The following is a 21,376-nucleotide window of genomic DNA, read 5'->3' as shown; positions in this document are numbered from 1 at the left end:
TGCGCCTGCATGGCCTCATCGAGCGCGTGCCCAAGACCCACCGCTATCGGCTCACCAACCTGGGGCTGCAGACGGCACTCTTCTACACGCGCGTCTATTCCCGCATCTTACGGCCCGGCCTTGCATTGGTCAGCCCTCAGGCGCCTGCGGCCTCGCCAGCATCCTTGCAGCGCAGCTTCCGCACCGCCGAGCAGGCCGTCAACACATGGTGCGATCAGGTCAAAATCGCCGCGTAGAAAAACTTGACTCAATCACTACGCAATCAATTCAGTCAAGGAATCTAGCTAGCCGCCGCACGCGGCACGCCTCGCTCCCGGAATTGCGCTGCCGTCCCGCCATGGCGGGACGGCGGGGGAGCGTTCGCGCCGCGCGCAAGAACAGGACGACGGCAGACGGGAGATCCAAACGGGGGGAAGTCATCCATTGCCAACCAGGGAAAGGGAGAAAAGCCATGATTCAAGTCAGACCATATCGGGGACCAGATCGGGGACTCTATCGGCGGCAAGTGCGCCACGCCTGCATCGGTAGCGCGCTAGCCTTGCTGTCAGCCGCGGCCGACGCATCGGTGACGCTGTACGGCCGCATCGATACCGATATCGAATACCAGAAGGGGCCGGACGGCTCGGCCACGCAGATGGTCGACAACGCATCGCGCTGGGGCATGCGTGGCAGCGAAGACCTCGGCGGCGGACTGCGCGCCGCGTTCGGCCTGGAGCAGGGATTTGCCGCCGACAGCGGCGTGGCCACCAACCCGCAGTTCCGCAATGCCTTCGTCGGGCTGCAGGGCGGCTTTGGCGCGATTGCGCTGGGCCGGCTGGATTCCGCCACCATCGTCGGTTCGCCGATCTATTCGCAGGTGACGCAGAACGTAGACTTTGCCATCCACGATGCCGGCGCCACCGCGATCGGCACCAAGGTGCTGAACGCGCGCAACCGCGTGTCCAATGCGCTCGGCTACATGACGCCCGACTTTGGCGGCTTTTCCGTGCGGGCGCGCGTGAACCTGGCCGGTCCTGATCCGGCCACGCCCAACGCCAGCTCTCCGGTGAAGGCGGAGGACAATTTCCGCCAGTACGACATCGGCCTGAACTATGCGGCAGGCAAGTTTGCGGCGGGCCTGGGCTATTCGCGCGATGCCAAGACCGGCGGGCTGGTTGCCAACGACTTCCGCGACAAGGTGCAGGCGGTGGCGTCCTATGACTTCACCGTGGTCAACGTCTACGGGCTCTACGGGCGCGACCGCTACGCCGGCACCGCCACGACGCGCACCGACGTGCCGTACTGGCTGGTCGGCTTCACCGTGCCGTACGGCGCGCACAGCGTGACCGTCAACTACATGGAGCGCGCGGTGCAGCGCGATCCGCAGGGCCGCCTGAAGAAAGTGCAGGCCGCCTATGGCTACCGCCTCAGCAAGCGCACCATGCCCTATGTCTTCTTCGATCGAGAGGACCCGAACTCGCACAAGGACGGCGATACCGTGACCACGGCCGGCATCGGCATCCAGCACAAATTCTGAGCATGACATTTCCCTATACGCTGACCGAACCGGCTGGCGCGGCATTGCCGCTGATGGTCGATTCTCCGCACAGCGGGCAAGCCCGCGCCGGCAGCCTGCCGGCCGGGCTGCCGCTGGCGGCTTCGCCCGAAGCCCTGCTGACCGGCTGGGACGCCTATGTCGACGAGCTGTTCGAGCATGCGCCCGCGGTGGGCGGCACGCTGCTGTGCGCGGAGTTTCCGCGCTGGCTGGTGGACGTGAACCGTGCCCGCGACGATATCGACCCGGCGCTGGTCGACGGCGCCATGCCGTTCGCGCTACGGCCGAGCGACAAGGCCGGCCGCGGCATGGGCGTGCTGCGCCGGCTGGCGCTGCCGGGCGTGCCGGTCTACGGCGCGCCGCTGTCGCCCGCCATGGCCGAGCATCTGCTGAAGACGTACTACGATCCCTACCATGCCGCGCTCGCCGGCGGGATGGCGGCGCACCATGCGCGCTTCGGCGCGGTGTGGCATCTCGACTGTCATTCGATGAAATCGCGCGGCAATGCCATGAACGTGGACCATGGCTCGGAGCGGCCGGATTTTGTCATCAGCAACCGCGACGGCACCACCTGTCCGGATGCGTTTGTCGAGCTGGTCGGGCAATGCCTGCGTGGCTTTGGCTACCAGGTCGGCATCAACTGGCCGTACAAGGGCGCGGAACTGGTGACAGCGTATTCGGATCCGGCGCGCGGGCGCTACAGCCTGCAGATCGAGATCAACCGCGCGCTGTACCTGGACGAGGCCCGCTTCGTGCCGCATGACGGGTTCGCCAGGCTGCGTGGCCACCTCGACCAGCTGCTCGAGCGCGTGGCGGACCATATCCGCGCGGAGCTGGCGCGCGGCGCATGAGCGTGTTCAGAGCACCTTGCCCGGGTTCATCAGCTCCAGCGGGTCCAGCGCGCCCTTGATCGCGCGCATCAACGCCAGCTCGACCTCGCTCTTGTAGTGCTGCAGTGCCTCGCGCTTGAGCTGGCCCACGCCATGCTCGGCCGAGATCGAGCCGCAGTGCGAGCGCACGCTGTCGTGCACGATGCGGTTGACCTGGTCCTGGTTGGCCAGGAAGGCGTCATGGTCGACGCCGTCCGGCGGCGAGACGTTGTAGTGCAGGTTGCCATCGCCGAGATGGCCGAAGGTCACCATGCGCGCGCCTGGGAAGGCGTTCTGCAGCAGCGCGTCGGTGGTCTCGATGAAGTCGGCCACGCGCGAGACCGGCACGGCGATATCGTGCTTGATGTTCTTGCCGTCCTCGACCTGCGCCAGCGGGATATGCTCGCGCAGGTTCCAGAAATCGCGCGACTGCTGCACCGATTCGGCCACCACGGCGTCAATCGCCACGCCGGCGTCGAAGGCGGCGTTCATCAGCGATTCGAAGATGCCGCGCGCGTGGGCTTCGCCCTCGCTGTCGGACAGCTCCATCAGCACCAGCTGCGGGTGGATGTCGGCGAATGGATAGCGCAGCTGGGGGTAGTGCTGCGTCACCAGCGCCATGCAGCGCGCCGACATCAGCTCGAAGCCGGTCAGCATTGCACCCGCATACGACTGCGCGATCGCCAGCAGCGCCAGCGCGGCGCGCGGGCTCTGCACCGCGGCCAGCGCGGTGACCGAGGCGCGCGGCAGCGGGAACAGCTTCATCACGGCGGCGGTGATGATGCCGAGCGTGCCTTCGGCGCCGATATACAGGTCGCGCAGGTCGTAACCGGTATTGTCCTTGCGCAGGCCGCGCAGGCCATGCCAGGTGTCGCCCGTCGGCGTCACTACCTCCAGCCCCAGGCACAGCTCGCGCGTATTGCCATAGCGCAGCACCGCGGTGCCGCCGGCATTGGTCGACAGGTTGCCGCCGATGGTGCAGCTGCCCTCGGCCGCCAGGCTCAGCGGAAACAGCCGGCCGTGCTCGCGCGCCACGTCCTGCACGTGCTGCAGCACCACGCCCGCTTCGACGGTAATGGTGTTGTTGAGCGGATCGACCTCGCGGATGCGGTTGAGCCGCTGCAGCGACAGTACCACCGCATCGCGCCCGGCCGCCGGCGTGGCGCCGCCGCACAGGCCGGTATTGCCGCCCTGCGGCACCACCGCCACCTTGTGCGCGTGGCAGGCATGGACCGCGGCGGCGACTTCCTCGGTGGTGCCGGGACGCAGCACGGCCAGCGCCTCGCCGCTATAGCGCTTGCGCCAGTCGGTCAGGTAGGGGGCCTTGTCGGCGGCCCCGGTCAGCACGTGCTGCGGGCCCAGCGCGGCGCGGCACAGGGCGAGGAAGGAGTCTTGGGACGAGGTCATGGGCGGAGAATCGATTGCATGGGGAGCGCCGGCTCAGCGCTTTCGCGGCGCTGCCTTGGCCGCCGCGCGGGCGCGGCGCTTGTACGGCCGCAGGTACAGGATGGTACTGGTGAAGAACACCAGCGTCAGCGCCACCTCCACCCAGGCCAGCGTCGCCGAGAAGCCGCGATCGCTGGTGGCGCGCACGATGCCCTCGGTGAAGAACAGCAGGATCAGCATCGACGACCACTGCATGGTATAGCGGTTGCGCGTCAGCACGCCGCGCAGCGGCAGCAGCAGCGGCAGGAACTTGATGATCAGCCACGAGCCGCCCGGGCGCAGCGGCGCCAGGAACCATTCCCAGGCGATGCACAGCGCCATCAGCGCCACCAGGCTGCCCGCGCTGATCCGGTGCAGCCAGGGGCTGTGCAGCGCGCTGTCGCTGTCGGCGGGCGTGTTCATGCGTGCGCCCCGGACAGGCGCAGCGCGGCTTGCGCCAGGCGCCGGCCCATCGCCATCGCCAGCGCCGATTCGTCGTCGGTGATGGGGCCGCGGTTGTCGACATAGGCATGGTGGCTGGGGCCGTACGGCGTGCCGCCCGACGTGGTCGTCATCAGGCCCTTCTCGGAATAGGGCAGGCCCATGATCAGCATGCCGTGGTGCAGCAGCGGCAGCATCATCGACAGCAGCGTGGTCTCCTGGCCACCGTGCAGGGTGCCGGTGGCGGTGAACACGCAGGCGGGCTTGCCGGTCAGCGCGCCCGACAGCCACTGGGCCACGGTGCCGTCCAGGAAATACTTGACCGGCGCGGCCATGTTGCCGAAGCGCGTGGGGCTGCCCAGCGCCAGGCCGGCGCATTCTTCCAGGTCGCGCAGCTCCGCGTAAGGCGGGCCGTCGGCGGGGATGTCGGGGGCGGTGGCCTCGCACACGGTCGAGACCGGCGGCACGGTGCGCAGGCGCGCCTGGGCGCCGGGGACGCTGTCGATGCCATGCGCGATCAGTTCGGCGAGTTTGCGGGTGCTGCCGTGGCGGCTGTAATACAGGACGAGGATGTCGGTCATGGAGCGGGATGGCCGGCGCTGCCGGAAGGGGGCGGCGGGTGCCGCAGGCAATGCGCGTATTATAGAAGTGCCCCCGCGCGCGCTCCCCGCGAAGCGCCGCTTCCGCATCCCGGCAGTTGCCTGTCCACTTGCCGGCCGCTGCCATCGTTCAAACCGACCCATCTATCCAGGGAGATTGCTGACGCATGCTTGGTACCCGCGCCGCCCGTCTGCGCAGGGAATGGAACCTGCAGAAGGTCCGCGCACTGGCGCGCTATGTCGCGCGCCGCGCCGGCGAGGACCGGCTGCCGCAGGTGTCCGCGAGCCTGACATTTACCACTGTGCTGGCCGTGGTACCGGTGCTGACGGTCGCGTTCGCGCTGCTGGCCGCTTTCCCGGTGTTCCGCGACTTCCGCAATGCCATCGAGGCGTTCCTGTTCCAGAACCTGATTCCCGGCAACGTCAGCGAATCGATCTCGCGCTACATCGGCCAGTTCGCCAAGAGCGCGCGCGGGCTGACGGCGATGGGCCTGGGCGGGCTGATGGTGACGTCGGTGCTGACCATGCTGACGGTGGAGGACGCGCTCAACGCGATCTGGCGCGTCAAGCAGCGCCGCCCCCTGGCGCAGCGTGTGCTGGTGTTCTGGGCGGTGCTGACCTTCGGGCCGGTGCTGATCGGCGCGAGCCTGTCGATCAGCTCGTACCTGATCTCGATCTCGGCGGGCTACGTCGGCACCATGCCGGTGGGGATCGGCCTGCTGGTCAGCGCGACGCCGGTGGTGCTGTCGGCGCTGGCCTTTGCCTTCCTGTACACCGCGGTGCCCAATGCCTACGTGGAGTGGCGCGATGCCATCGTCGCCGGCGTGGTGGCCGCGATCGCGTTCGAGTTCGCCAAGCGCGGCTTCGGCTATTTCATCACGCATATCCCGGCCTATACGGCGGTCTACGGCACCTTTGCGGCGCTGCCGATCTTCCTGCTGTGGATCTACCTGAGCTGGCTGGTGACGCTGCTGGGCGCGACCATCGCCGCCAACCTGCCGGTGATCCGGCAGGGCTACTGGCGCCGCCGCACCTTTGCCGGCAGCGAGTTCTTCGATGCGCTGGGCGTGCTGCTGCTGCTCTACCGCGCCCGCGACGAGGTGCCGCGCAGCGTGGGGGAGCTCGACCTGGGACGCAAGCTGCGCGTGGAAGCGGATTACCTGGCGGGGCTGCTCGGCAAGCTGAAAACCATGCACCTGGTCGGGCGGCTGCAGCAGGAGCGCGGACAGGCACACTGGGCCTTGCTGTGCGATCCGTCGCAGGTGACGCTGCGCATGCTGCACGACCGGCTGGTGCTGAACCTGCCGCGACTGTCGCGCACCGCGCTGGCGCAGCACCTGCGTGGCGCGGAGTCGCTCAGGTCGGTGCTGGACAATCCGCGTCTGGATCAGACGCTGGAGGCGGTCTTCAACCAGCACCCATCCGGCCCGCCACCCGCGGCGGACGACGCCCCGCCGCAGCGGCGCACGCTGGAAGTGGTGCCGCCGGGCTGGCACGGGCAGGTATAGCAGCCGACGGTTAGCGGCCGATGGGTAGCGGCCGACAGTTAGCGACCGACGGCCAAGTTGTCTTAGAACGGGATCTTGCCGCGCCAGATATCGGCGTACATGACCCAGTCGCCCATCAGGCTGTAGAGCGGATGGCGGAAGGTCGCCGGCCGGTTTTTCTCGAAGCCGAAATGGCCGACCCAGGCGAAGGCATAGCCGGCGACCACGGCACCCAGCAGCCACCATGCATTGCCGGTCACCACCAGCGCCGCCAGGCACAGCAACGCCACGGTCGAACCGATGAAATGCAGCCGCCGGCAGGTGCGGTTCTGGTGCTCGCTCAGGTAGTAGGGGTAGAAGGCCGCGAAGTTCTCGAACTCGCGCGCTCGGGCGTGGGCCATGGCTGTCTCCGGCAGGTCTTGTTTTGTGCAGTGTAGACCTTCTGCTCCCATGGAAGGAGGATGGCTGCCGGCACGGACGGCCAGCCATCCGGGGCAGCATCAGCCGGCCGCCACCACCTTGCGCGCAAAGCCAGCCAGCGCGTCCAGCACTTCGTCCGGGCGCTCGCCCATCAGCGCATGGCCGCACGGCACCGACACCACGCTGGCCTTCGCCATCTTGCCGGCCAGCGCCTGCGCCGCCCTGGGCGAGGTCATCATGTCCTTGCTGCCGGTGATGAACAGCGCCGGGCAGGCCGCAGCGGCGGCGGCTTCCTCGCCGTGCGCGTAGGCATTGCAGGCGGAGAAGTCGTTGTGGAACACATGTGCCTGCGGGTTGTTGCGCGATACGCGCTCCATCAGCCGCTGGCTGCCGCCGTGCATCCAGGCGCCGGGACCCGGCGACGAGGGCTTGTTGGCCAGGCTCGAATGCGACCAGTCGTTGACCATGGCGATGGCCTCGCTCTCGCGGTTCAGCGACGCATCGAGCAGCGCATCGGAAACCTTCATCGGGTAGGCGGTGGCCAGCAGGGCGATGCCGCGCACCGCCTGCGGATGCCGCGCCGCGCATTCCAGCGCGATCAGCGAACCCATGCTGTGGCCGAACACGAAGGCCGGTGCCTTGACGCCGGCGGCGGCCACCAGCGCCATCACCCAGTCCGCCATGGCCTCGACAGTGGCCAGCGGCGCGCCCTGGCTGCGGTTATGGCCGGGCAGGTCCACCGCCAGCACCGAGAAGCCGTGGTTGGCGAACCAGCGCGTCTGCAGCACCCACACGCTGTGGTCGTTCTGCGCGCCATGGACGAACACGGCGCAGGGCAGGGCGGGATCGAAGGGTTTGCCGCCGGTATAGGCGTAGGCCGGCTGGCCTGCAAGGTTCAGTTCCATCAGGCCTGACCTCCCTTGCTCATGGTCTTCTCGGCGGACTTCAGGCCGCGCTTGAGGTCGTCGATCAGGTCGTCCGGGTCTTCCAGGCCGATCGACAGGCGGATCGTGCCCTCGGCGATGCCGGCCGACTGCAGCGCCGCCGCATCCATGCGGAAGTGCGTGGTCGAGGCCGGGTGGATCACCAGCGAGCGCGCATCGCCGACGTTGGCCAGGTGCGAAAACAGCGACATGCTTTCGATGAAGCGCTGGCCCGCCAGGCGGTTGCCCTTCAGGTTGAAGCTGAACACCGCGCCGCAGCCGCGCGGGAGCAGGCGCTTGGCCAGCTCGTAGTCGGGGTGCGATTCCAGCTCGGGGTAGGACACCGACTCCACCATCGGGTGCGAAGCCAGGAACTGCACCACCTTGCGGGTATTGTCGACGTGGCGGCTCATGCGCAGCGGCAGCGTCTCCACGCCTTGCAGCAGCTGCCACGCGGCCATCGGGTTCATGCAGGCGCCGAAGTCGCGCAGGCCTTCGCGGCGCGCGCGCAGCAGGAAGGGCGCCACCGTGCTTTCCTCGGTGAACACCATGTTGTGGAAGCCCTCGTAGGGCTCGGACAGCTCGGGGAAGCGGCCCGACTTCTCGAAATCGAAAGTGCCGCCCTCCACCAGTACGCCGCCGATGGTGGTGCCATGGCCGCCCAGGAACTTGGTCGCCGAGTGGTAGAGCAGGCCGGCACCGAGATCGAACGGGCGCAGCAGGTAGGGCGTGGTGAAGGTCGAGTCGACCAGCAGCGGGATGCCGTGGTCCTGGCCGAGCTGCGCCAGCGTGGGGATATCCAGCACGTCGAGCCCCGGATTGCCCAGCGTCTCGCCGAACAGCAGCCTGGTATTGGGGCGGATCGCGGCGCGCCAGGCGTCGATGTCGCGCGCCTTGACGAAGGTGGTCTCGATGCCGAAGCGGCGCAGCGTGTAGTGCAGCAGGTTGTGCGAGCCGCCGTACAGCGCCGACGACGCCACCACGTGCGAGCCGGCTCCCATCAACGTGGCCACGGCCAGGTGCAGCGCGGCCTGGCCCGAGGCGGTGGCGATCGCGCCGGCGCCGTTCTCCAGCGCGGCGATGCGCTCTTCCAGCACGGCCACGGTCGGGTTGGAGATGCGCGAATAGACGTGGCCCGCTCGTTCCATGTTGAACAGCGACGCCGCGTGCTCGCTGTCGCGGAACACGAAGGAGGTGGTCAGGTGGATGGGGGTGGCGCGCGCCCCCGTGGCGGGGTCGGGCGCGGCGCCGGCGTGCAGCGCCAGCGTATCGAAGCGGGTTCCGGACATGGTCGGTCAGGTGTGGTTATCTCCGGCCAGCATCGTAGCATCGTGCGCACGCCCACGCTGGCTGATCACCCGCAAACCGGCCTCCTGCTTTACTTTGCCGGCTGGTTTGGGCTAGGATCGTTCGCACGGGCATCTCTGCCCGCACATCCCGGAACAGATAACGAAGCGACCGGCATCGCCCCGCGATGCGTTCGGCGCAAATCAGCACAGCAAAGTACAAGGCAGTGGAGACCAAAATGAAAGTCAGCGACATCCTGCAGATCAAGGGCAATACGCTCTACACCGTGACGCCTGACACTTCCTTGCTGGTCGCCGTCAACACCATGGCCGAGCGGGATATCGGCTCGCTGGTGGTGATGGAATACGGCGACCTGGTTGGCATGCTGACTTTCCGCGAGATCATCGAGACCCTGGCCCGCAACGGGGGCACCCTTGGCACCACCAGCATCCGCAAGGTGATGGACGATGCCCCGTTGACCTGCACCATGGAAACCGACGTCAATGAAGTTCGCCGGATGATGCTTGAGCGTCACACCCGCTACCTGCCGATCCTCGACAACCGCACGCTGATGGGCGTGATTTCCTTCTACGATGTTGCCAAGGCGGTGGTCGAGGACCAGAGCTTCGAGAACAAGATGCTCAAGGCCTATATCCGCGACTGGCCGGAAGAGCGGGCCTGAACGCCCGGCCTGCGCTCGCCCAGGCGGCGGCGCAGCCCATCCTGCAGCTCCCCCTTCGGAAATTTGTTGCGACTGGCGCCGCGCGGCCGCGTGGTGGTGGCATGATGGCGGCCGGTTTCCGGCTCCGGCAAACTAGCCGGCGTTTCCATTTCCGCGGCGGCCCCAGCGGGCCGACCGGTCATTCATGAGCCAACACAGCCAGTTCCGACTGCTCGGTGCGCGCCGCTTCGCCCCCTTTTTCTGGACCCAGTTCCTGGGGGCGATGAACGACAACGTCTTCAAGGTCGCCTTTACCTCGCTGGTGACCTACCACACCGCGCTGTTCGAAGGCGTGGACGCGCGCAGCGCCGCTTTCCTGATCTCGGCCATCTTTATCGCGCCGTTCGTGTTGTTCTCCGCCACCAGCGGGCAGGTCGCCGACAAGATGGAGAAGTCGCGCCTGATCCGGCTGGTGAAGTCGCTGGAAATCGCCATCATGGTGCTGGGCCTGGCGGGTTTTGCCTGGCATAGCGCGCCGCTGCTCTACGCCGGCACGTTCCTGATGGGGCTGCATTCGACGCTGTTCGGGCCGGTCAAGTTCGCCTACCTGCCGCAGCACCTGGATGAAAGCGAACTGGTCGGCGGCAACGGACTGGTCGAGATGGGCACCTTCGTCGCGATCCTGATCGGAACGCTGGTCGGCGGCGAGTTGGCGGGATTGCAGCAGGGCGGCACGGTTGTGGGGCCGCTGTATGTAGGCGCCGTCTGCGTGGCGATCGCCGTGGCCGGGCGCTTGGTGTCGGGCGGGATCCCGGTGTCGCCGGCGCCGCAGCCCGAGCTGCGCATCAACTGGAACCCATTTTCCGAGACCTGGCGCAACCTGGTGCTGGCGCGCGGCAATCGCACGGTATTCCTGAGCCTGCTCGGGATTTCGTGGCTGTGGTTCCTCGGCGCGACCTTCCTGACCTCCTTCTTCAGCTATGCCAAGGATGTGCTGGGCGGCGACCAGAACGTGGTCACGCTGCTGCTGGCGGTGTTCTCGCTGGGCATTGGCACCGGCTCGCTGCTGTGCGAGCGGCTGTCCGGGCGCCATGTCGAGATCGGTCTGGTGCCGTTCGGCTCGATCGGCATGACGGTGTTTGCCATCGACCTGTACTTTGCCAGCCACGGACAGCCGCCGGCCGCGCTCACCGGCATCGACGGCTTCCTGGCCGAGGCGCGGCACTGGCGCGTGCTGGCCGACCTGTTCCTGCTGGCGATGTTCGGCGGCTTCTACAGCGTGCCGCTGTACGCGCTGATCCAGAGCCGCAGCGCGCCTACGCACCGCGCGCGCATCATCGCCGCCAACAACATCCTGAACAGCTTCTTCATGATCGCGGCGTCGCTGCTGGGCGTGGCGATGGCGCTGGCCGGCTACAGCATCCCGCAGCTGTACCTGGTGGTGGGGCTGCTCAATGCGGTGGTGGCGGTCTATATCTACTCGCTGGTGCCGGAATTCCTGCTGCGCTTTATCGCCTGGGGCCTGGTGCATACGTTGTACCGGCTGCGCCGCGTGAACGCCGAGCGCATTCCAGCCGATGGGCCCGCCGTGCTGGTCTGCAACCATGTCAGCTTTGCCGACGCGGTGGTGCTGATGGCATGCAGCCCGCGCCCGGTGCGCTTCGTGATGGACTACCGCATCTTCGGCGTGCCTCTGCTGTCGTGGTTCTTCCGCCAGGCCCGCGCGATCCCGATCGCGCCCGCGCACGAAAACCCCGACATGCTCAAGCGCGCGTATGACAGCGTGGCGCAGGCGCTGGAGGAGGGCGACCTGGTCTGCATCTTCCCGGAGGGCAAGATCACCGCCACCGGCGAGATCAACCCGTTCCGCCAGGGCGTGCAGCAGATCATCCGCCGCACGCCGGTGCCGGTGGTGCCGATGGCGCTGCGCGGGCTGTGGGGCAGCTTCTTCTCGCGCAAGGACGCGCCGGCGATGTCGCGGCCGTTCCGCCGCGGCATCCTGAGCCGGCTGGAACTGGTAGTGGGCGAGCCGGTGCCGCCGGAGGCGGCCACGCCCGAAGGGCTGCAGCAGATGGTGCAGGCCCTGCGCGGCGACTGGCGCTGAACGCATGTTCTTCTCCGCGGAGCCCGAGCCACGATGATCACGCTCTATACCTTCGGCCCGGCCTTTGGGCTGCCTGACGCCAGCCCGTTCGTCACCAAGGCCGAGATGCTGCTCAAGCTTGCCGGCCTGCCGTACCACGCCCGCCGCGGCAGCCTGCGGCGCGCGCCCAAGGGCAAGCTGCCGTACCTGGATGACATGGGCCGCATCGTGGCGGACTCGACCATGATCCGCTGGCATATCGAGAAGACTTACCACATCGACTTCGACGCCGGCCTGAGCCCGGCCGAGCGCGGCATCGCCTGGGCCGCCGAGAAGCTGATGGAAGACCACCTGTACTGGGCGGTGGCGCGGGTGCGCTGGCTCGACCAGGCCAATTTCGACCGCGGCCCGGCGCAGTTCTTTCGCGGCGTGCCGGCTCCGGTGCGCGGGCTGGCCGAGCGGCTGGTGCGCTACAAGGTCAGGAAGACGCTGTGGGGGCAGGGCCTGGGCCGGCACAGCGAGGAAGAACTGGTCGCGCTGGCCACCAAGGGCGTGACCTCCATCGCCGATATCCTGGGCGAAAAGCGCTACCTGATGGGCGACAAGCCATGCGGCGCCGACGCCACGCTGTTCGCCTTTGCCGGCAGCCTGCTGTGCCCGGTGTTCGACACGCCGATTCGCACCGCGGCGGAAGGGCATGCCAACCTGGTGGCCTATATGGACCGGATGCGGGCGGAGTTCTACCCCGAATTCGCTCCGGAAAGCGCGCCAGCCTGAGCCAGCCGGGCCGCCCGCGGGCGGGCAATGGCCTTACAATGGAGGCCGTCCCCAATTCCTGTGCGGTTTCCATCATGTCCGGCAACACCCTTGGCCTGCTCTTCACTGTCACCACCTTCGGCGAATCGCACGGCCCCGCCATCGGCGCGGTGGTGGATGGCTGCCCGCCGGGCATGGCGCTGAGCGAAGCCGATATCCAGGGCGACCTGGACCGCCGCAAGCCCGGCACCTCGCGCCATGTCACCCAGCGCAAGGAACCCGACCAGGTGGAGATCCTGTCCGGCGTGTTCGAAGGCAAGACCACCGGCACGCCGATCTGCCTGCTGATCCGCAATACCGACCAGCGCAGCAAGGACTACGGCAATATCGTCGAGACCTTCCGCCCGGGCCACGCCGACTACACCTACTGGCAGAAGTACGGCATCCGCGACTATCGCGGCGGCGGCCGGTCGTCGGCTCGCCTGACGGCGCCGGTGGTGGCCGCTGCGGCGGTGGCCAAGAAATGGCTGCGCGAGCAGTACGGCACCGAGATCCGGGGCTACATGTCGCAGCTCGGCGAGATCGCGGTGCCGTTCGCCGACTGGTCGCATGTGCCCGAGAATCCGTTCTTCGCGCCCAACGCCGACATCATTCCCGAGCTGGAAACCTACATGGACGCGCTGCGCCGCGACGGCGATTCGGTCGGCGCGCGCATCGAGGTGGTGGCCAGCAACGTGCCGGTCGGACTGGGCGAGCCGCTGTTCGACCGCCTCGACGCCGACATCGCGCACGCGATGATGGGCATCAATGCGGTCAAGGGCGTGGAAATCGGCGCCGGCTTCGACAGCGTGTCCCAGCGCGGCAGCGTGCATGGCGACGAGCTGACCTCCGAGGGCTTCCGCACCAACAATTCGGGCGGCGTGCTGGGCGGCATCTCCACCGGACAGGATGTCACCGTGTCGCTGGCGATCAAGCCGACGTCCTCGATCCGCACGCCGCGCGAGTCGATCGACAAGGCCGGCAATGCCGCCACGGTCGAGACCTTCGGCCGCCACGACCCGTGCGTCGGCATCCGCGCCACGCCGATCGCCGAGGCCATGCTCGCGCTGGTGCTGATGGACCACGCGCTGCGCCACCGCGCGCAATGCGGCGACGTCAGGACCGACACGCCGCAGATTCCGGCGCAGGCACCGGCGCAGGCCGGCCAGACGCGCTGAGTTGACTCCGCTGCCTGGGGCGGGCGGGGCCACTGGCACCGCTCGCCCGGACTACGCCCGCTTCGGGCTTTTCTATCTGGGCTACTACGGCTACGTCGGCGTCATCTCGCCGTACGTGAGCCTGTATTTCGCCGATCGCGGTTTCAATCCCGTGCAGATCGGCGTGCTGATGGCCAGCTTCCAGGTCAGCCGCATCGTCGGACCCTACCTGTGGGGCTGGCTCTCCGACGTGATGCACACGCGCGTGCGCGTCCTGCGCGTGAGCGCGTTCACCTCGCTGCTGGCGTTCCTGATGCTGCCCGGCGTGGGCAGCTACGGCGGCATGATGGCGATGATGCTGACGCTGAGCCTGCTTACCAGCGCGATGTCGCCGCTGGGCGATGCCCTCACCATCTCCACGCTGCGCCGCCATGGCGCCTTCGACCATAGCTATGGCCGCATCCGCATGTTCGGCTCGGTCGGCTTTATCGGCGCGGTGCTGGCCGGCGGGGCGCTGTTCGAGGCGGTCGGCATGCGCGCGTTCCCGTGGGTGGCCAGCGGCTTGCTGGCGATCCTGGCGGGCGTGGTGCTGACCATGCGCGATGCCACCGACGACGGGCCGCGCCTGCCCGCGCCGCGCGCGCTGCCGCTGCTGCGCCGGCCGGACGTGGCATGGTTCCTGGCGTCGGCCTTCCTGATGATGTTCGCGCACGCCGCGCTGTACGTGTTCTATTCGCTGTGGCTGGAGAAGCTCGGCTACGGCAAGTTCGCCATCGGGGTGATGTGGACCATCGGCGTGGTCGCCGAAATCGTCTTCTTCTATTACCAGGGCCTGTTGTTCGCGCGTTTCGCGCTGCGCACCATCCTGGCGGGCACTTTCGTGCTGGCGGCGGTCCGCTTCGGCCTGACCGGCTACTTCGCGCAGTTTGCCTGGCTGATGGCGCTGGTGCAGGTGCTGCACGCGGCCACCTTCGCCGCGCACCACAGCGCCAGCCTGAAGCGGCTGCAGGCATGGTTTGCCGGCCCGTTGCAGGGGCGCGGGCAGGCGCTGTACACGGGGATTTCCTACGGCGTCGGCGGCACGCTCGGCGGGCTGGTGATGGGCTGGACCTGGAATGCGCTGGCGCCGGAACACACCTTCGGGCTGGCCGCCGTGGCCGCGGCGGCTGGTGCCTTCTGCGCGGCGATGAGCTTCCGCGCGGAAGGTGCGGCAGGCGGCGATGCGCTTCAGGCCAGCGCGGCGCAGACGCGCTCGGCGATCGCCAGCGACGAGGTCAACCCCGGCGACTCGATGCCGAACAGGTGAACCAGCCCCGGCACGCCGTGCACGGCGGGGCCGTCGATGCGGAAGTCCGCCGCCACTTCGCGCGGGCCGCTGATCTTGGGGCGGATGCCCGCATAGCCCGGCTGCAGCGAGTTATCGGCCAGTCCCGGCCAGTAGCGCCGCACTTCGTCATAGAAGCTGTCGGCATCGGACGGGTCGACGCTGTACTCGATGTCGTCGATCCAGCGCACATTGGGGCCGAAGCGTGCCTGGCCACCCAGGTCCAGCGTCAGGTGCACGCCCAGGCCAGCGGCCTCTGGCACCGGATAGATCAGCCGCGAGAACGGGGCGCGCCCGGCCAGCGTGAAATAGCAGCCCTTGGCATAGTACTGCGGCGGGATATGGGCCTCGGGCATGCCATCGAGGCGGCGCGCCAGTTCCGGCGCGGTCAGGCCGGCCGAGTTCACCACCGTACGCGCCAGCAGCGTGGTGGCGCCGCCATCCTCGCTGCCCACTTCCAGCCGAATCCCGTCCGCCGTGACCGCGCCGCCCAGCACCGGCGACTGCACGGCCAGCATCGCACCTGCGTTCTCGGCATCGCCCAGCAGCGCGGTCATCAGGCCGTGGCTGTCGACAATGCCGGTGGAGGGCGACAGCAGTGCGGCATGGCATTGCAGCTGCGGTTCCAGTGCCTGCGCTTCGTCGCGCGAGAGCAGCCGCAGGTCGCCGACGCCGTTGGCCGCGGCCTTGGCGCGGATGCCGTCGAGTGTGGCCACTTGCGCCTCGCTGGTGGCGACGATCAGCTTGCCGCAGCGCTGGTGCTCGACGTGGTGCGTGGCGCAGTAGTCGTACAGCATGGCCTTGCCGCGCACGCACAACTCTGCCTTCAGCGAACCGGCGGGGTAGTAGATGCCGGCGTGGATGACTTCGCTGTTGCGAGCGCTGGTGATGGTGCCGAAGGCGTTCTCGGTTTCCAGGATGATCACCTCGCGGCCTTGCAGGGCGAGGGCGCGCGCGGCCGCCAGTCCTACGACACCAGCGCCGATGACGACGCAGTCCACCTTTTCCATGCTCGTTTCCTTGTTGCTGTGGTTTGTTGCCGTGCTGGTTATGCAGTGCTGGTCGATGTGTGCGGGATTCAGCCCGCCAGGCCCAGCCGCGCGGCCGCCGCGGACAGGTGCCGTTGCGCGGCCTCGCGCGCCGCGGGGGCATTGCCGGCGGCGATGGCGTCGGCCAGCGCCGTGTGTTCGGTGTCGGCGGCACGCGGAGCGCCGGTGGCGGCGCCGAGCCGCGCGGTGTTCTCCCAGGCCCGCTGCCGTGCCGCCAGCATCTGCTGGCTGACGAAATCGGTGAGGCCGGTGAAGCAGGGGTTGTGCGCGGCTTCGGCGATGGCGTGGTGGAAGGCCATGTCGGCCGCGGCCGACATGGCCATGTCGCCATGGCCGTCGGCCTGCGCCTGCATGGTCGCGAGTGCGGCGCGGATCGCGTCGACGTCGGCCGTGGTGCGGCGCTCGGCCGCCATCTCGGCGCAGGCGGTTTCGACCACGCGGCGCAACTCGAAAAGCTGCGCCAGCGTGGGCCCGCCGTCCGGCGCGCTCGCCACGCGCCAGGCCTGGCCGCCCGGGGTTTCCGAAACAAAGGCGCCAGAGCCCTTGCGCGTGACCAGTACGCCATCGGCCTTGAGTTGGGCAATAGCCTCGCGCACGATCGGCCGGCTCACGCCGAAGGTGTCGGCCAGGCTTGCTTCGGCGGGCAGGCGTGCGCCCGCGGCGTAGCGGCCGGCGAGGATGTCGTCGTGCAAGGACTGGGCAATGCGGCTGGCCAGCGAGGCCGGGCGGTGCAGGGTCATGGCTGGATATGTCAGGCTGTCAGACAGCTTTATGCGATTGTGGTGCCGAAGTTGTCGCGCGTCAAGCCTTCCGCAGAGGGCGGGTGCTACATATGACGGCCTAGGCCCATCGGCATCCGCTCAACTTCTGCTGCTTTTTGGCCGATAAAACCCTGATACAGGTGGCGGATACTGCCCGGCAGCTCCGCCGTGGGTTTGCCATGCCCCACGCGCGGCGACAAACGCGGGGGCCCTCTGCAAACAGCCATGATCCAGCTCACTCCCAACGATCTTCCGGTCGGACACCCGCTGCCCTGGTCGCTGCTTGACGGCGAAGGCAACCTGGTGCTCGGCAGCGGCAGCATCATCCCCGATGCGCGCGACCTCGCGCTGGTGTTCCGCCATGGCGTGGTCTGCCGCGCCGGCAATAGCGATGACACCGACGACACAGACGATGCCTGCACGCGCACGGCGCCCGGGCCGTTCGGCCTGCAGGTCGGCACGCTGCTCCACGTCAAGCATGAAGGCGACTCCGCACGCGCCGCCGCGAGCCGCCTGATCGGCTTTATCGATCAGGGGCTGTTCGTGACCTGGCCGCAACTGGGCGGGCGCGACCTGCCGCTGCAGGCGGGCGCCACCGTGCTGCTGCGCGGCTTTTCGGGCCAGGCGATCCACAGCTTTACCTCGACCATCACCGCGGTCTGCCGCAGTCCGTTCCGCTACCTGGTGCTGTCGGCGCCGACCAACCTGCACGCAACCCCGGTCCGCAAGGCGGCGCGCGTGCCGACGCGGCTGGCGGCATACCTGACCCGGCCCCCGGAGGACGACGATGGCGATCATGCCGTGGCCGTGGCCGTCGCGGTGCGGGCGGGTACGGCCCGGCTGGCGCTGCTGTCCGACCTCAGCACCGGTGGTGCGCTGGTACAGACCACCGCGCCTTCGCCCGCCCCGGGCAGCCGCGTGCGGCTGCGCTTCCAGCTGCGGGCCGCCTCGTTCGACAGCGAAGTCATGGTCGACGGCTGGGTCCGGGTGGCGCCGGGTGCAGCGAGCCAGGACGATACCGATTTCCCGGCCTTCGGTGTGGCCTTCGACGTGCTGGCAGAGCGCGAGATGACGCTGCTGCAGTGCTACATCTACGAACAGCTGCTGTCCACGACGCGACTGCCGCTGTAGCCGGCGGCCGCAAGAAATAAAAAACGGCACCGGGGAAACCGGTGCCGCTCCATGCGCCAGGCGCTTGCGCGCCCGGGGGCCTTACATGCCGACGTAGTTCGGACCGCCGCCGCCTTCCGGCGTGACCCACACGATGTTCTGTGTCGGATCCTTGATATCGCAGGTCTTGCAGTGCACGCAGTTCTGCGCGTTGATCTGCAGCCGTTCCTTGCCCGAGGTCTCGTCCTGCACGAACTCGTACACACCCGCCGGGCAGTAGCGCGACTCGGGGCCGGCGTACTTGTCCCAGTTGATGCTGACCGGCACGCTGGCGTCCTTCAGCGTCAGGTGCGCCGGCTGGTTTTCCTCGTGGTTGGTGTTGCTGATGAACACCGAGCTGAGGCGGTCGAAGGTCAGCTTGCCGTCCGGCTTCGGGTAGACGATCTTCTCGCACTCGGCCGCCGGCTTCAGGTACACATGGTCCGGCTTGACGCGGTGGATGGTCCAGGGCGGGTTGCGGATGCCCAGCTTGGGCAGCAGCCATTGCTCGATGCCGGTCATCAGCGTCGCGGTGGTGCGGCCCTTCTTGAACCACTGCTTGAAGTTCTTGGCCTGCAGCAGCTCCTTGTACAGCCAGCTTTGCTCGAACGCGGCGGGGTAGGCGGTCAGCTCGTCGTGCTGGCGGCCGCCCTGCAGCGCGTCATAGGCGGCCTCGGCGGCCAGCATGCCGGTCTTGATCGCGGCGTGGCTGCCCTTGATGCGCGAGGCGTTCAGGTAGCCGGCATCGCAGCCGACCAGCGCGCCGCCCGGGAACACGGTCTTGGGCAGCGACAGCAGGCCGCCGGCGGTGATGGCGCGCGCGCCGTACGACAGGCGCTTGCCGCCCTCGAAGTACTGGCGGATTTCCGGGTGCGTCTTGAAGCGCTGGAATTCCTCGAACGGCGACAGCCAAGGGTTGGTGTAGTCCAGGCCGACCACAAAGCCGACCGCGACCTTGTTGTCTTCCATGTGGTACAGGAACGAGCCGCCATAGGTGGCCGGGTCCAGCGGCCAGCCGGCGGTGTGCACCACCAGGCCGGGCTTGTGCTTGGCCGGGTCGATTTCCCACAGTTCCTTCAGGCCGATGCCGTAGCTCTGCGGATCCTTGCCGGCATCCAGGCCGAACTTGTCGATCAGCTGCCTGCCCAGGTGGCCGCGCGCGCCTTCGGCGAAGATGGTGTACTTGGCATGCAGTTCCATGCCGAGCTGGAAGTTGTCGGTGGGCTCGCCTTCCTTGCTGATGCCCATGTTGCCGGTGGCCACGCCCTTGACCGAGCCGTCTTCGTTGTACAGCACCTCGGCGGCGGGGAAGCCCGGGAAGATCTCGACGCCCAGCGCCTCGGCCTGCTGGCCCAGCCAGCGCACGAGGTTCGACAGGCTGACGATGTAGTTGCCGTGGTTGTGGAAGCACTCGGGCAGCAGCGCGGGCGGCGTGCCCTTCGAGCCCGACTCGTTCAGGAACAGGAACTTGTCTTCGGTGACCGGCTGGTTCAGCGGCGCGCCCAGCTCTTGCCAGTTCGGGATCAGCTCGTTGAGGGCGCGCGGATCCATGATGGCGCCCGACAGGATATGCGCGCCGGGTTCGGAACCCTTTTCCAGCACGCATACGTTGACGTCGCTGCCTTTCTCCTGCGCGAGTTGCTTCAGGCGGATGGCCGTGGCCAGGCCGGCGGGGCCGCCGCCAACGACGACCACGTCGTATTCCATGGCTTCACGCGGGCCGAACTGCTCCAGGAGCTGTTGCTGATCCATTGTCTCTAACCCTCTATTTCTTTGCTGCTAGCTATGCAATTGTGGGAAGTGCGGTGACCGTTCTGCTCGAACTTGCGCCGGCGGGGCATGGCAAGGGATTTTGACGGCTGTTTGCGGCCGATAGCCGGCCGGATCGCTCGTTTTCCCTCTTTCGCTTTGCAGGCCAAGTTCTTAGAATCTCCGGCATTGTCCGGGACTCGCCACCCACAGGCAAGGATTTTTTTGGAACGGTCGTTCTTTTTTTCGATATGCTGCCTTCCGCACCCGAAGAGGCTGGAAGGGCGCCCGCACAAGAGGTCATCATGGGTTTGTCGATCAATCTGGAAGGCAAGGTAGCGCTGGTCACCGGCGCCTCGAGCGGGCTCGGCTCGCGTTTCGCGACGGTGCTGGCCGCCGCCGGGGCCAAGGTTGTGCTGGCCTCGCGCCGCACCGAGCGGCTCAAGGAACTGCGCGCGGCGATCGAGGCCGAGGGTGGCAGCGCGCACGTGGTGCGGCTGGACGTCACCGATCCGGACAGTATCCGCGCCGCCGTGGCGCATGCGGAAACCGAAGCCGGCTCGATCGACATCCTGGTCAACAATTCGGGCGTGTCGACGACGCAGAAGCTGACCGATGTGACCCCGGACGATTTCGATTTTGTCTTCGACACCAATACGCGCGGCGCCTTCTTCGTCGCGCAGGAAGTCGCCAAGCGCATGATTGCCCGGGCCAAGGGCGCCGAGAAGAACGGCAGTCCGCTGCCGCAGGCGCGCATCGTCAATGTCGCGTCGGTGGCCGGCCTGAAGGTGCTGTCGCAAATCGGCATCTATTGCATGAGCAAGGCGTCGGTGGTGCACATGACCAAGGCCATGGCGCTTGAATGGGCGCGCCACGGCATCAATACCAATGCGATCTGTCCCGGCTATATCGATACCGAGATCAACCACCACCACTGGGATTCGGACGCTGGCCAGAAACTGATCCAGATGCTGCCGCGCAAGCGCCTGGGCAAGCCCGACGATCTCGACGGCCTGCTGTTGCTGCTGGCGTCCGACCAGTCGCAATTCATCAACGGCGCCGTGATCACCGCCGACGACGGCATGGTCTGAGCCCGGCCGCCGGCGCCGCGCCGCCGGCTTTCCACCGCTCCCGCCCGCGCGCCACAAGCGTGCGGCGGAGCATCGCCAATGGCCACCCCAGGGCTTATCCGGTCCCCTTGGGGCGGGCTTTCGAGCGCGGCTTCCAGTTACCGATAAAAGAAAGTTGATGCGCGGTGTGCCAGTCTTGGCATAATCCGCCATGTCTTTAGACTAAGTCTTTACATAGTCGGACCTGAAAAATTCAGTCTGAGAGCTCAGCGTGACTGAAAGGCGGAGGATTCTGGGCCCTCATCAAACGACTGCGGCATGTGGGCTGAGTCGATTGGCGGCATCGGTGGCGAACCGGGCCATCCCTGTGAGCAAAGCTAAGACGAAAAAAAGCCCGCGGATACCGAGGCGGGCAATGGCCCGCAGCAGCCAACGGAGATTGAAGCCTGCGGCACAGAGGATCGGATGGACAGTGTCACCGATTTCGCCTTTCAACCAGTTCCGGCGCATGCCGTGATCCGCTTTGACATGACCGATGACAGGCTCGACTGCCTGGCGACGTTTGAGCATTCTGCGCTGGCGGCGATTCATGG

At 67.6% G+C, this 21,376-nt stretch carries 20 protein-coding genes and 1 pseudogene; 11 read left to right on the top strand and 10 right to left on the bottom strand.

Annotated elements, in window-relative coordinates; translation table 11 throughout:
- The 3 genes and pseudogenes from K309_RS42590 to K309_RS0129525 form a co-directional block, all read left to right on the top strand.
- Window positions 1-236: pseudogene (locus tag K309_RS42590) on the top strand (hypothetical protein); the annotation flags it as partial.
- Window positions 237-451: 215 nt separating this feature from the next.
- Window positions 452-1,516 carry a porin gene (locus tag K309_RS0129530; RefSeq protein ID WP_051320677.1) on the top strand — a complete coding sequence of 355 codons (1,065 nt, stop codon included), beginning with the start codon at window positions 452-454 and terminating at the stop codon, window positions 1,514-1,516.
- 2 nt (window positions 1,517-1,518) lie between these two features.
- The gene (locus tag K309_RS0129525; protein ID WP_035878580.1) at window positions 1,519-2,385 is read left to right on the top strand and encodes an N-formylglutamate amidohydrolase; all 867 of its coding nucleotides are present in this window, start codon (window positions 1,519-1,521) and stop codon (window positions 2,383-2,385) included.
- 6 nt (window positions 2,386-2,391) lie between these two features.
- On the opposite strand, the gene K309_RS0129520 is transcribed toward K309_RS0129525, so the two are convergent.
- From K309_RS0129520 to wrbA, 3 genes are read right to left on the bottom strand one after another with little or no spacing between them, the layout of a single operon-like run.
- Window positions 2,392-3,810, bottom strand: coding sequence for an FAD-binding oxidoreductase (locus K309_RS0129520; protein WP_029049709.1), 1,419 nt, complete (start codon window positions 3,808-3,810; stop codon window positions 2,392-2,394).
- 33 nt (window positions 3,811-3,843) lie between these two features.
- Window positions 3,844-4,251, bottom strand: coding sequence for a DUF2069 domain-containing protein (locus K309_RS0129515; RefSeq protein ID WP_029049708.1), 408 nt, complete (start codon window positions 4,249-4,251; stop codon window positions 3,844-3,846).
- Entirely contained in the window at window positions 4,248-4,850 is a 603-nt protein-coding gene (wrbA, locus tag K309_RS0129510) for an NAD(P)H:quinone oxidoreductase (RefSeq protein ID WP_029049707.1), read from the bottom strand. The genes K309_RS0129515 and wrbA overlap by 4 nt, the downstream gene beginning before the upstream one ends.
- Window positions 4,851-5,035: 185 nt before the next feature.
- Here wrbA and K309_RS0129505 point away from each other — a divergent pair, with 185 nt between their 5' ends.
- On the top strand, window positions 5,036-6,376 hold the full coding sequence (locus K309_RS0129505; RefSeq protein ID WP_029049706.1) for a YihY family inner membrane protein: 1,341 nt from the start codon (window positions 5,036-5,038) through the stop codon (window positions 6,374-6,376).
- Window positions 6,377-6,438: 62 nt separating this feature from the next.
- On the opposite strand, the gene K309_RS0129500 is transcribed toward K309_RS0129505, so the two are convergent.
- The 3 genes from K309_RS0129500 to K309_RS0129490 form a co-directional block, all read right to left on the bottom strand.
- Window positions 6,439-6,756 (bottom strand): Mpo1-like protein, encoded by a 318-nt coding sequence (locus K309_RS0129500; protein WP_029049705.1) that lies wholly within the window; start codon window positions 6,754-6,756, stop codon window positions 6,439-6,441.
- Window positions 6,757-6,855: 99 nt separating this feature from the next.
- On the bottom strand, window positions 6,856-7,680 hold the full coding sequence (locus K309_RS0129495; protein WP_029049704.1) for an alpha/beta fold hydrolase: 825 nt from the start codon (window positions 7,678-7,680) through the stop codon (window positions 6,856-6,858).
- Window positions 7,680-8,987, bottom strand: a complete 1,308-nt coding sequence (locus K309_RS0129490) for an O-acetylhomoserine aminocarboxypropyltransferase (RefSeq protein WP_029049703.1) — start codon at window positions 8,985-8,987, stop codon at window positions 7,680-7,682. Before K309_RS0129490 ends, K309_RS0129495 begins: the two co-directional genes overlap by 1 nt.
- A gap of 236 nt (window positions 8,988-9,223) precedes the next feature.
- Here K309_RS0129490 and K309_RS0129485 point away from each other — a divergent pair, with 236 nt between their 5' ends.
- The 5 genes from K309_RS0129485 to K309_RS0129465 all read left to right on the top strand — a co-directional run bounded on the left by K309_RS0129485 (window position 9,224) and on the right by K309_RS0129465 (window position 14,987).
- Window positions 9,224-9,667, top strand: coding sequence for a CBS domain-containing protein (locus K309_RS0129485; protein ID WP_029049702.1), 444 nt, complete (start codon window positions 9,224-9,226; stop codon window positions 9,665-9,667).
- Between the two features lie 184 nt (window positions 9,668-9,851).
- A complete protein-coding gene (locus K309_RS0129480) occupies window positions 9,852-11,750 on the top strand; it encodes an MFS transporter (RefSeq protein ID WP_029049701.1) in 1,899 nt (632 codons plus the stop codon).
- A 33-nt stretch (window positions 11,751-11,783) separates the two neighbouring features.
- Window positions 11,784-12,506: a glutathione S-transferase C-terminal domain-containing protein gene (locus tag K309_RS0129475; protein ID WP_029049700.1), complete on the top strand. Its 723-nt coding sequence runs from the start codon at window positions 11,784-11,786 to the stop codon at window positions 12,504-12,506.
- Between the two features lie 74 nt (window positions 12,507-12,580).
- Entirely contained in the window at window positions 12,581-13,702 is a 1,122-nt protein-coding gene (aroC, locus tag K309_RS0129470; RefSeq protein ID WP_029049699.1) for a chorismate synthase, read from the top strand.
- 1 nt (window position 13,703) lies between these two features.
- Window positions 13,704-14,987 (top strand): MFS transporter, encoded by a 1,284-nt coding sequence (locus K309_RS0129465; protein WP_029049698.1) that lies wholly within the window; start codon window positions 13,704-13,706, stop codon window positions 14,985-14,987.
- Here K309_RS0129465 and K309_RS0129460 read toward each other — a convergent pair.
- Together K309_RS0129460 and K309_RS0129455 are read right to left on the bottom strand one after the other, a co-directional pair.
- Window positions 14,909-16,015 (bottom strand): NAD(P)/FAD-dependent oxidoreductase, encoded by a 1,107-nt coding sequence (locus K309_RS0129460; protein WP_029049697.1) that lies wholly within the window; start codon window positions 16,013-16,015, stop codon window positions 14,909-14,911. The two genes, K309_RS0129465 and K309_RS0129460, sit on opposite strands and share 79 nt — an antisense overlap.
- 68 nt (window positions 16,016-16,083) lie before the next feature.
- Window positions 16,084-16,794, bottom strand: a complete 711-nt coding sequence (locus tag K309_RS0129455) for a FadR/GntR family transcriptional regulator (protein WP_029049696.1) — start codon at window positions 16,792-16,794, stop codon at window positions 16,084-16,086.
- 246 nt (window positions 16,795-17,040) lie between these two features.
- On the opposite strand from K309_RS0129455, the gene K309_RS0129450 reads away from it, so the two are divergent.
- A complete protein-coding gene (locus K309_RS0129450; RefSeq protein WP_029049695.1) occupies window positions 17,041-17,946 on the top strand; it encodes a flagellar brake protein in 906 nt (301 codons plus the stop codon).
- An 81-nt stretch (window positions 17,947-18,027) separates the two neighbouring features.
- Here K309_RS0129450 and K309_RS0129445 read toward each other — a convergent pair whose 3' ends face one another.
- Window positions 18,028-19,716 carry an electron transfer flavoprotein-ubiquinone oxidoreductase gene (locus tag K309_RS0129445; RefSeq protein ID WP_029049694.1) on the bottom strand — a complete coding sequence of 563 codons (1,689 nt, stop codon included), beginning with the start codon at window positions 19,714-19,716 and terminating at the stop codon, window positions 18,028-18,030.
- Window positions 19,717-20,018: 302 nt separating this feature from the next.
- Between K309_RS0129445 and K309_RS0129440 the strand changes: the two genes are divergently transcribed.
- Window positions 20,019-20,804: an SDR family oxidoreductase gene (locus K309_RS0129440; protein ID WP_029049693.1), complete on the top strand. Its 786-nt coding sequence runs from the start codon at window positions 20,019-20,021 to the stop codon at window positions 20,802-20,804.
- A gap of 282 nt (window positions 20,805-21,086) precedes the next feature.
- Here the strand turns inward: K309_RS0129440 and K309_RS42050 are convergent.
- Window positions 21,087-21,376 (bottom strand): transposase (locus K309_RS42050; protein ID WP_156914482.1); only part of this gene is annotated, 290 nt, incomplete at its 5' end.

This window comes from Cupriavidus phytohabitans (assembly GCF_000426345.1).
Classification (GTDB): Bacteria; Pseudomonadota; Gammaproteobacteria; order Burkholderiales; family Burkholderiaceae; genus Cupriavidus.
This window is presented reverse-complemented; position numbering and strand designations above follow the sequence as displayed.

Bases quoted from the DNA above. Each gene is read 5' to 3' on its own strand.
- K309_RS0129530 (WP_051320677.1), top strand. From the start codon at position 452: ATGATTCAAGTCAGACCATATCGGGGACCAGATCGGGGACTCTATCGG.
- K309_RS0129525 (WP_035878580.1), top strand. From the start codon at position 1,519: ATGACATTTCCCTATACGCTGACCGAACCGGCTGGCGCGGCATTGCCG.
- K309_RS0129520 (WP_029049709.1), bottom strand. From the start codon at position 3,810: ATGACCTCGTCCCAAGACTCCTTCCTCGCCCTGTGCCGCGCCGCGCTG.
- K309_RS0129515 (WP_029049708.1), bottom strand. From the start codon at position 4,251: ATGAACACGCCCGCCGACAGCGACAGCGCGCTGCACAGCCCCTGGCTG.
- wrbA (WP_029049707.1), bottom strand. From the start codon at position 4,850: ATGACCGACATCCTCGTCCTGTATTACAGCCGCCACGGCAGCACCCGC.
- K309_RS0129505 (WP_029049706.1), top strand. From the start codon at position 5,036: ATGCTTGGTACCCGCGCCGCCCGTCTGCGCAGGGAATGGAACCTGCAG.
- K309_RS0129500 (WP_029049705.1), bottom strand. From the start codon at position 6,756: ATGGCCCACGCCCGAGCGCGCGAGTTCGAGAACTTCGCGGCCTTCTAC.
- K309_RS0129495 (WP_029049704.1), bottom strand. From the start codon at position 7,680: ATGGAACTGAACCTTGCAGGCCAGCCGGCCTACGCCTATACCGGCGGC.
- K309_RS0129490 (WP_029049703.1), bottom strand. From the start codon at position 8,987: ATGTCCGGAACCCGCTTCGATACGCTGGCGCTGCACGCCGGCGCCGCG.
- K309_RS0129485 (WP_029049702.1), top strand. From the start codon at position 9,224: ATGAAAGTCAGCGACATCCTGCAGATCAAGGGCAATACGCTCTACACC.
- K309_RS0129480 (WP_029049701.1), top strand. From the start codon at position 9,852: ATGAGCCAACACAGCCAGTTCCGACTGCTCGGTGCGCGCCGCTTCGCC.
- K309_RS0129475 (WP_029049700.1), top strand. From the start codon at position 11,784: ATGATCACGCTCTATACCTTCGGCCCGGCCTTTGGGCTGCCTGACGCC.
- aroC (WP_029049699.1), top strand. From the start codon at position 12,581: ATGTCCGGCAACACCCTTGGCCTGCTCTTCACTGTCACCACCTTCGGC.
- K309_RS0129460 (WP_029049697.1), bottom strand. From the start codon at position 16,015: ATGGAAAAGGTGGACTGCGTCGTCATCGGCGCTGGTGTCGTAGGACTG.
- K309_RS0129455 (WP_029049696.1), bottom strand. From the start codon at position 16,794: ATGACCCTGCACCGCCCGGCCTCGCTGGCCAGCCGCATTGCCCAGTCC.
- K309_RS0129450 (WP_029049695.1), top strand. From the start codon at position 17,041: ATGATCCAGCTCACTCCCAACGATCTTCCGGTCGGACACCCGCTGCCC.
- K309_RS0129445 (WP_029049694.1), bottom strand. From the start codon at position 19,716: ATGGATCAGCAACAGCTCCTGGAGCAGTTCGGCCCGCGTGAAGCCATG.
- K309_RS0129440 (WP_029049693.1), top strand. From the start codon at position 20,019: ATGGGTTTGTCGATCAATCTGGAAGGCAAGGTAGCGCTGGTCACCGGC.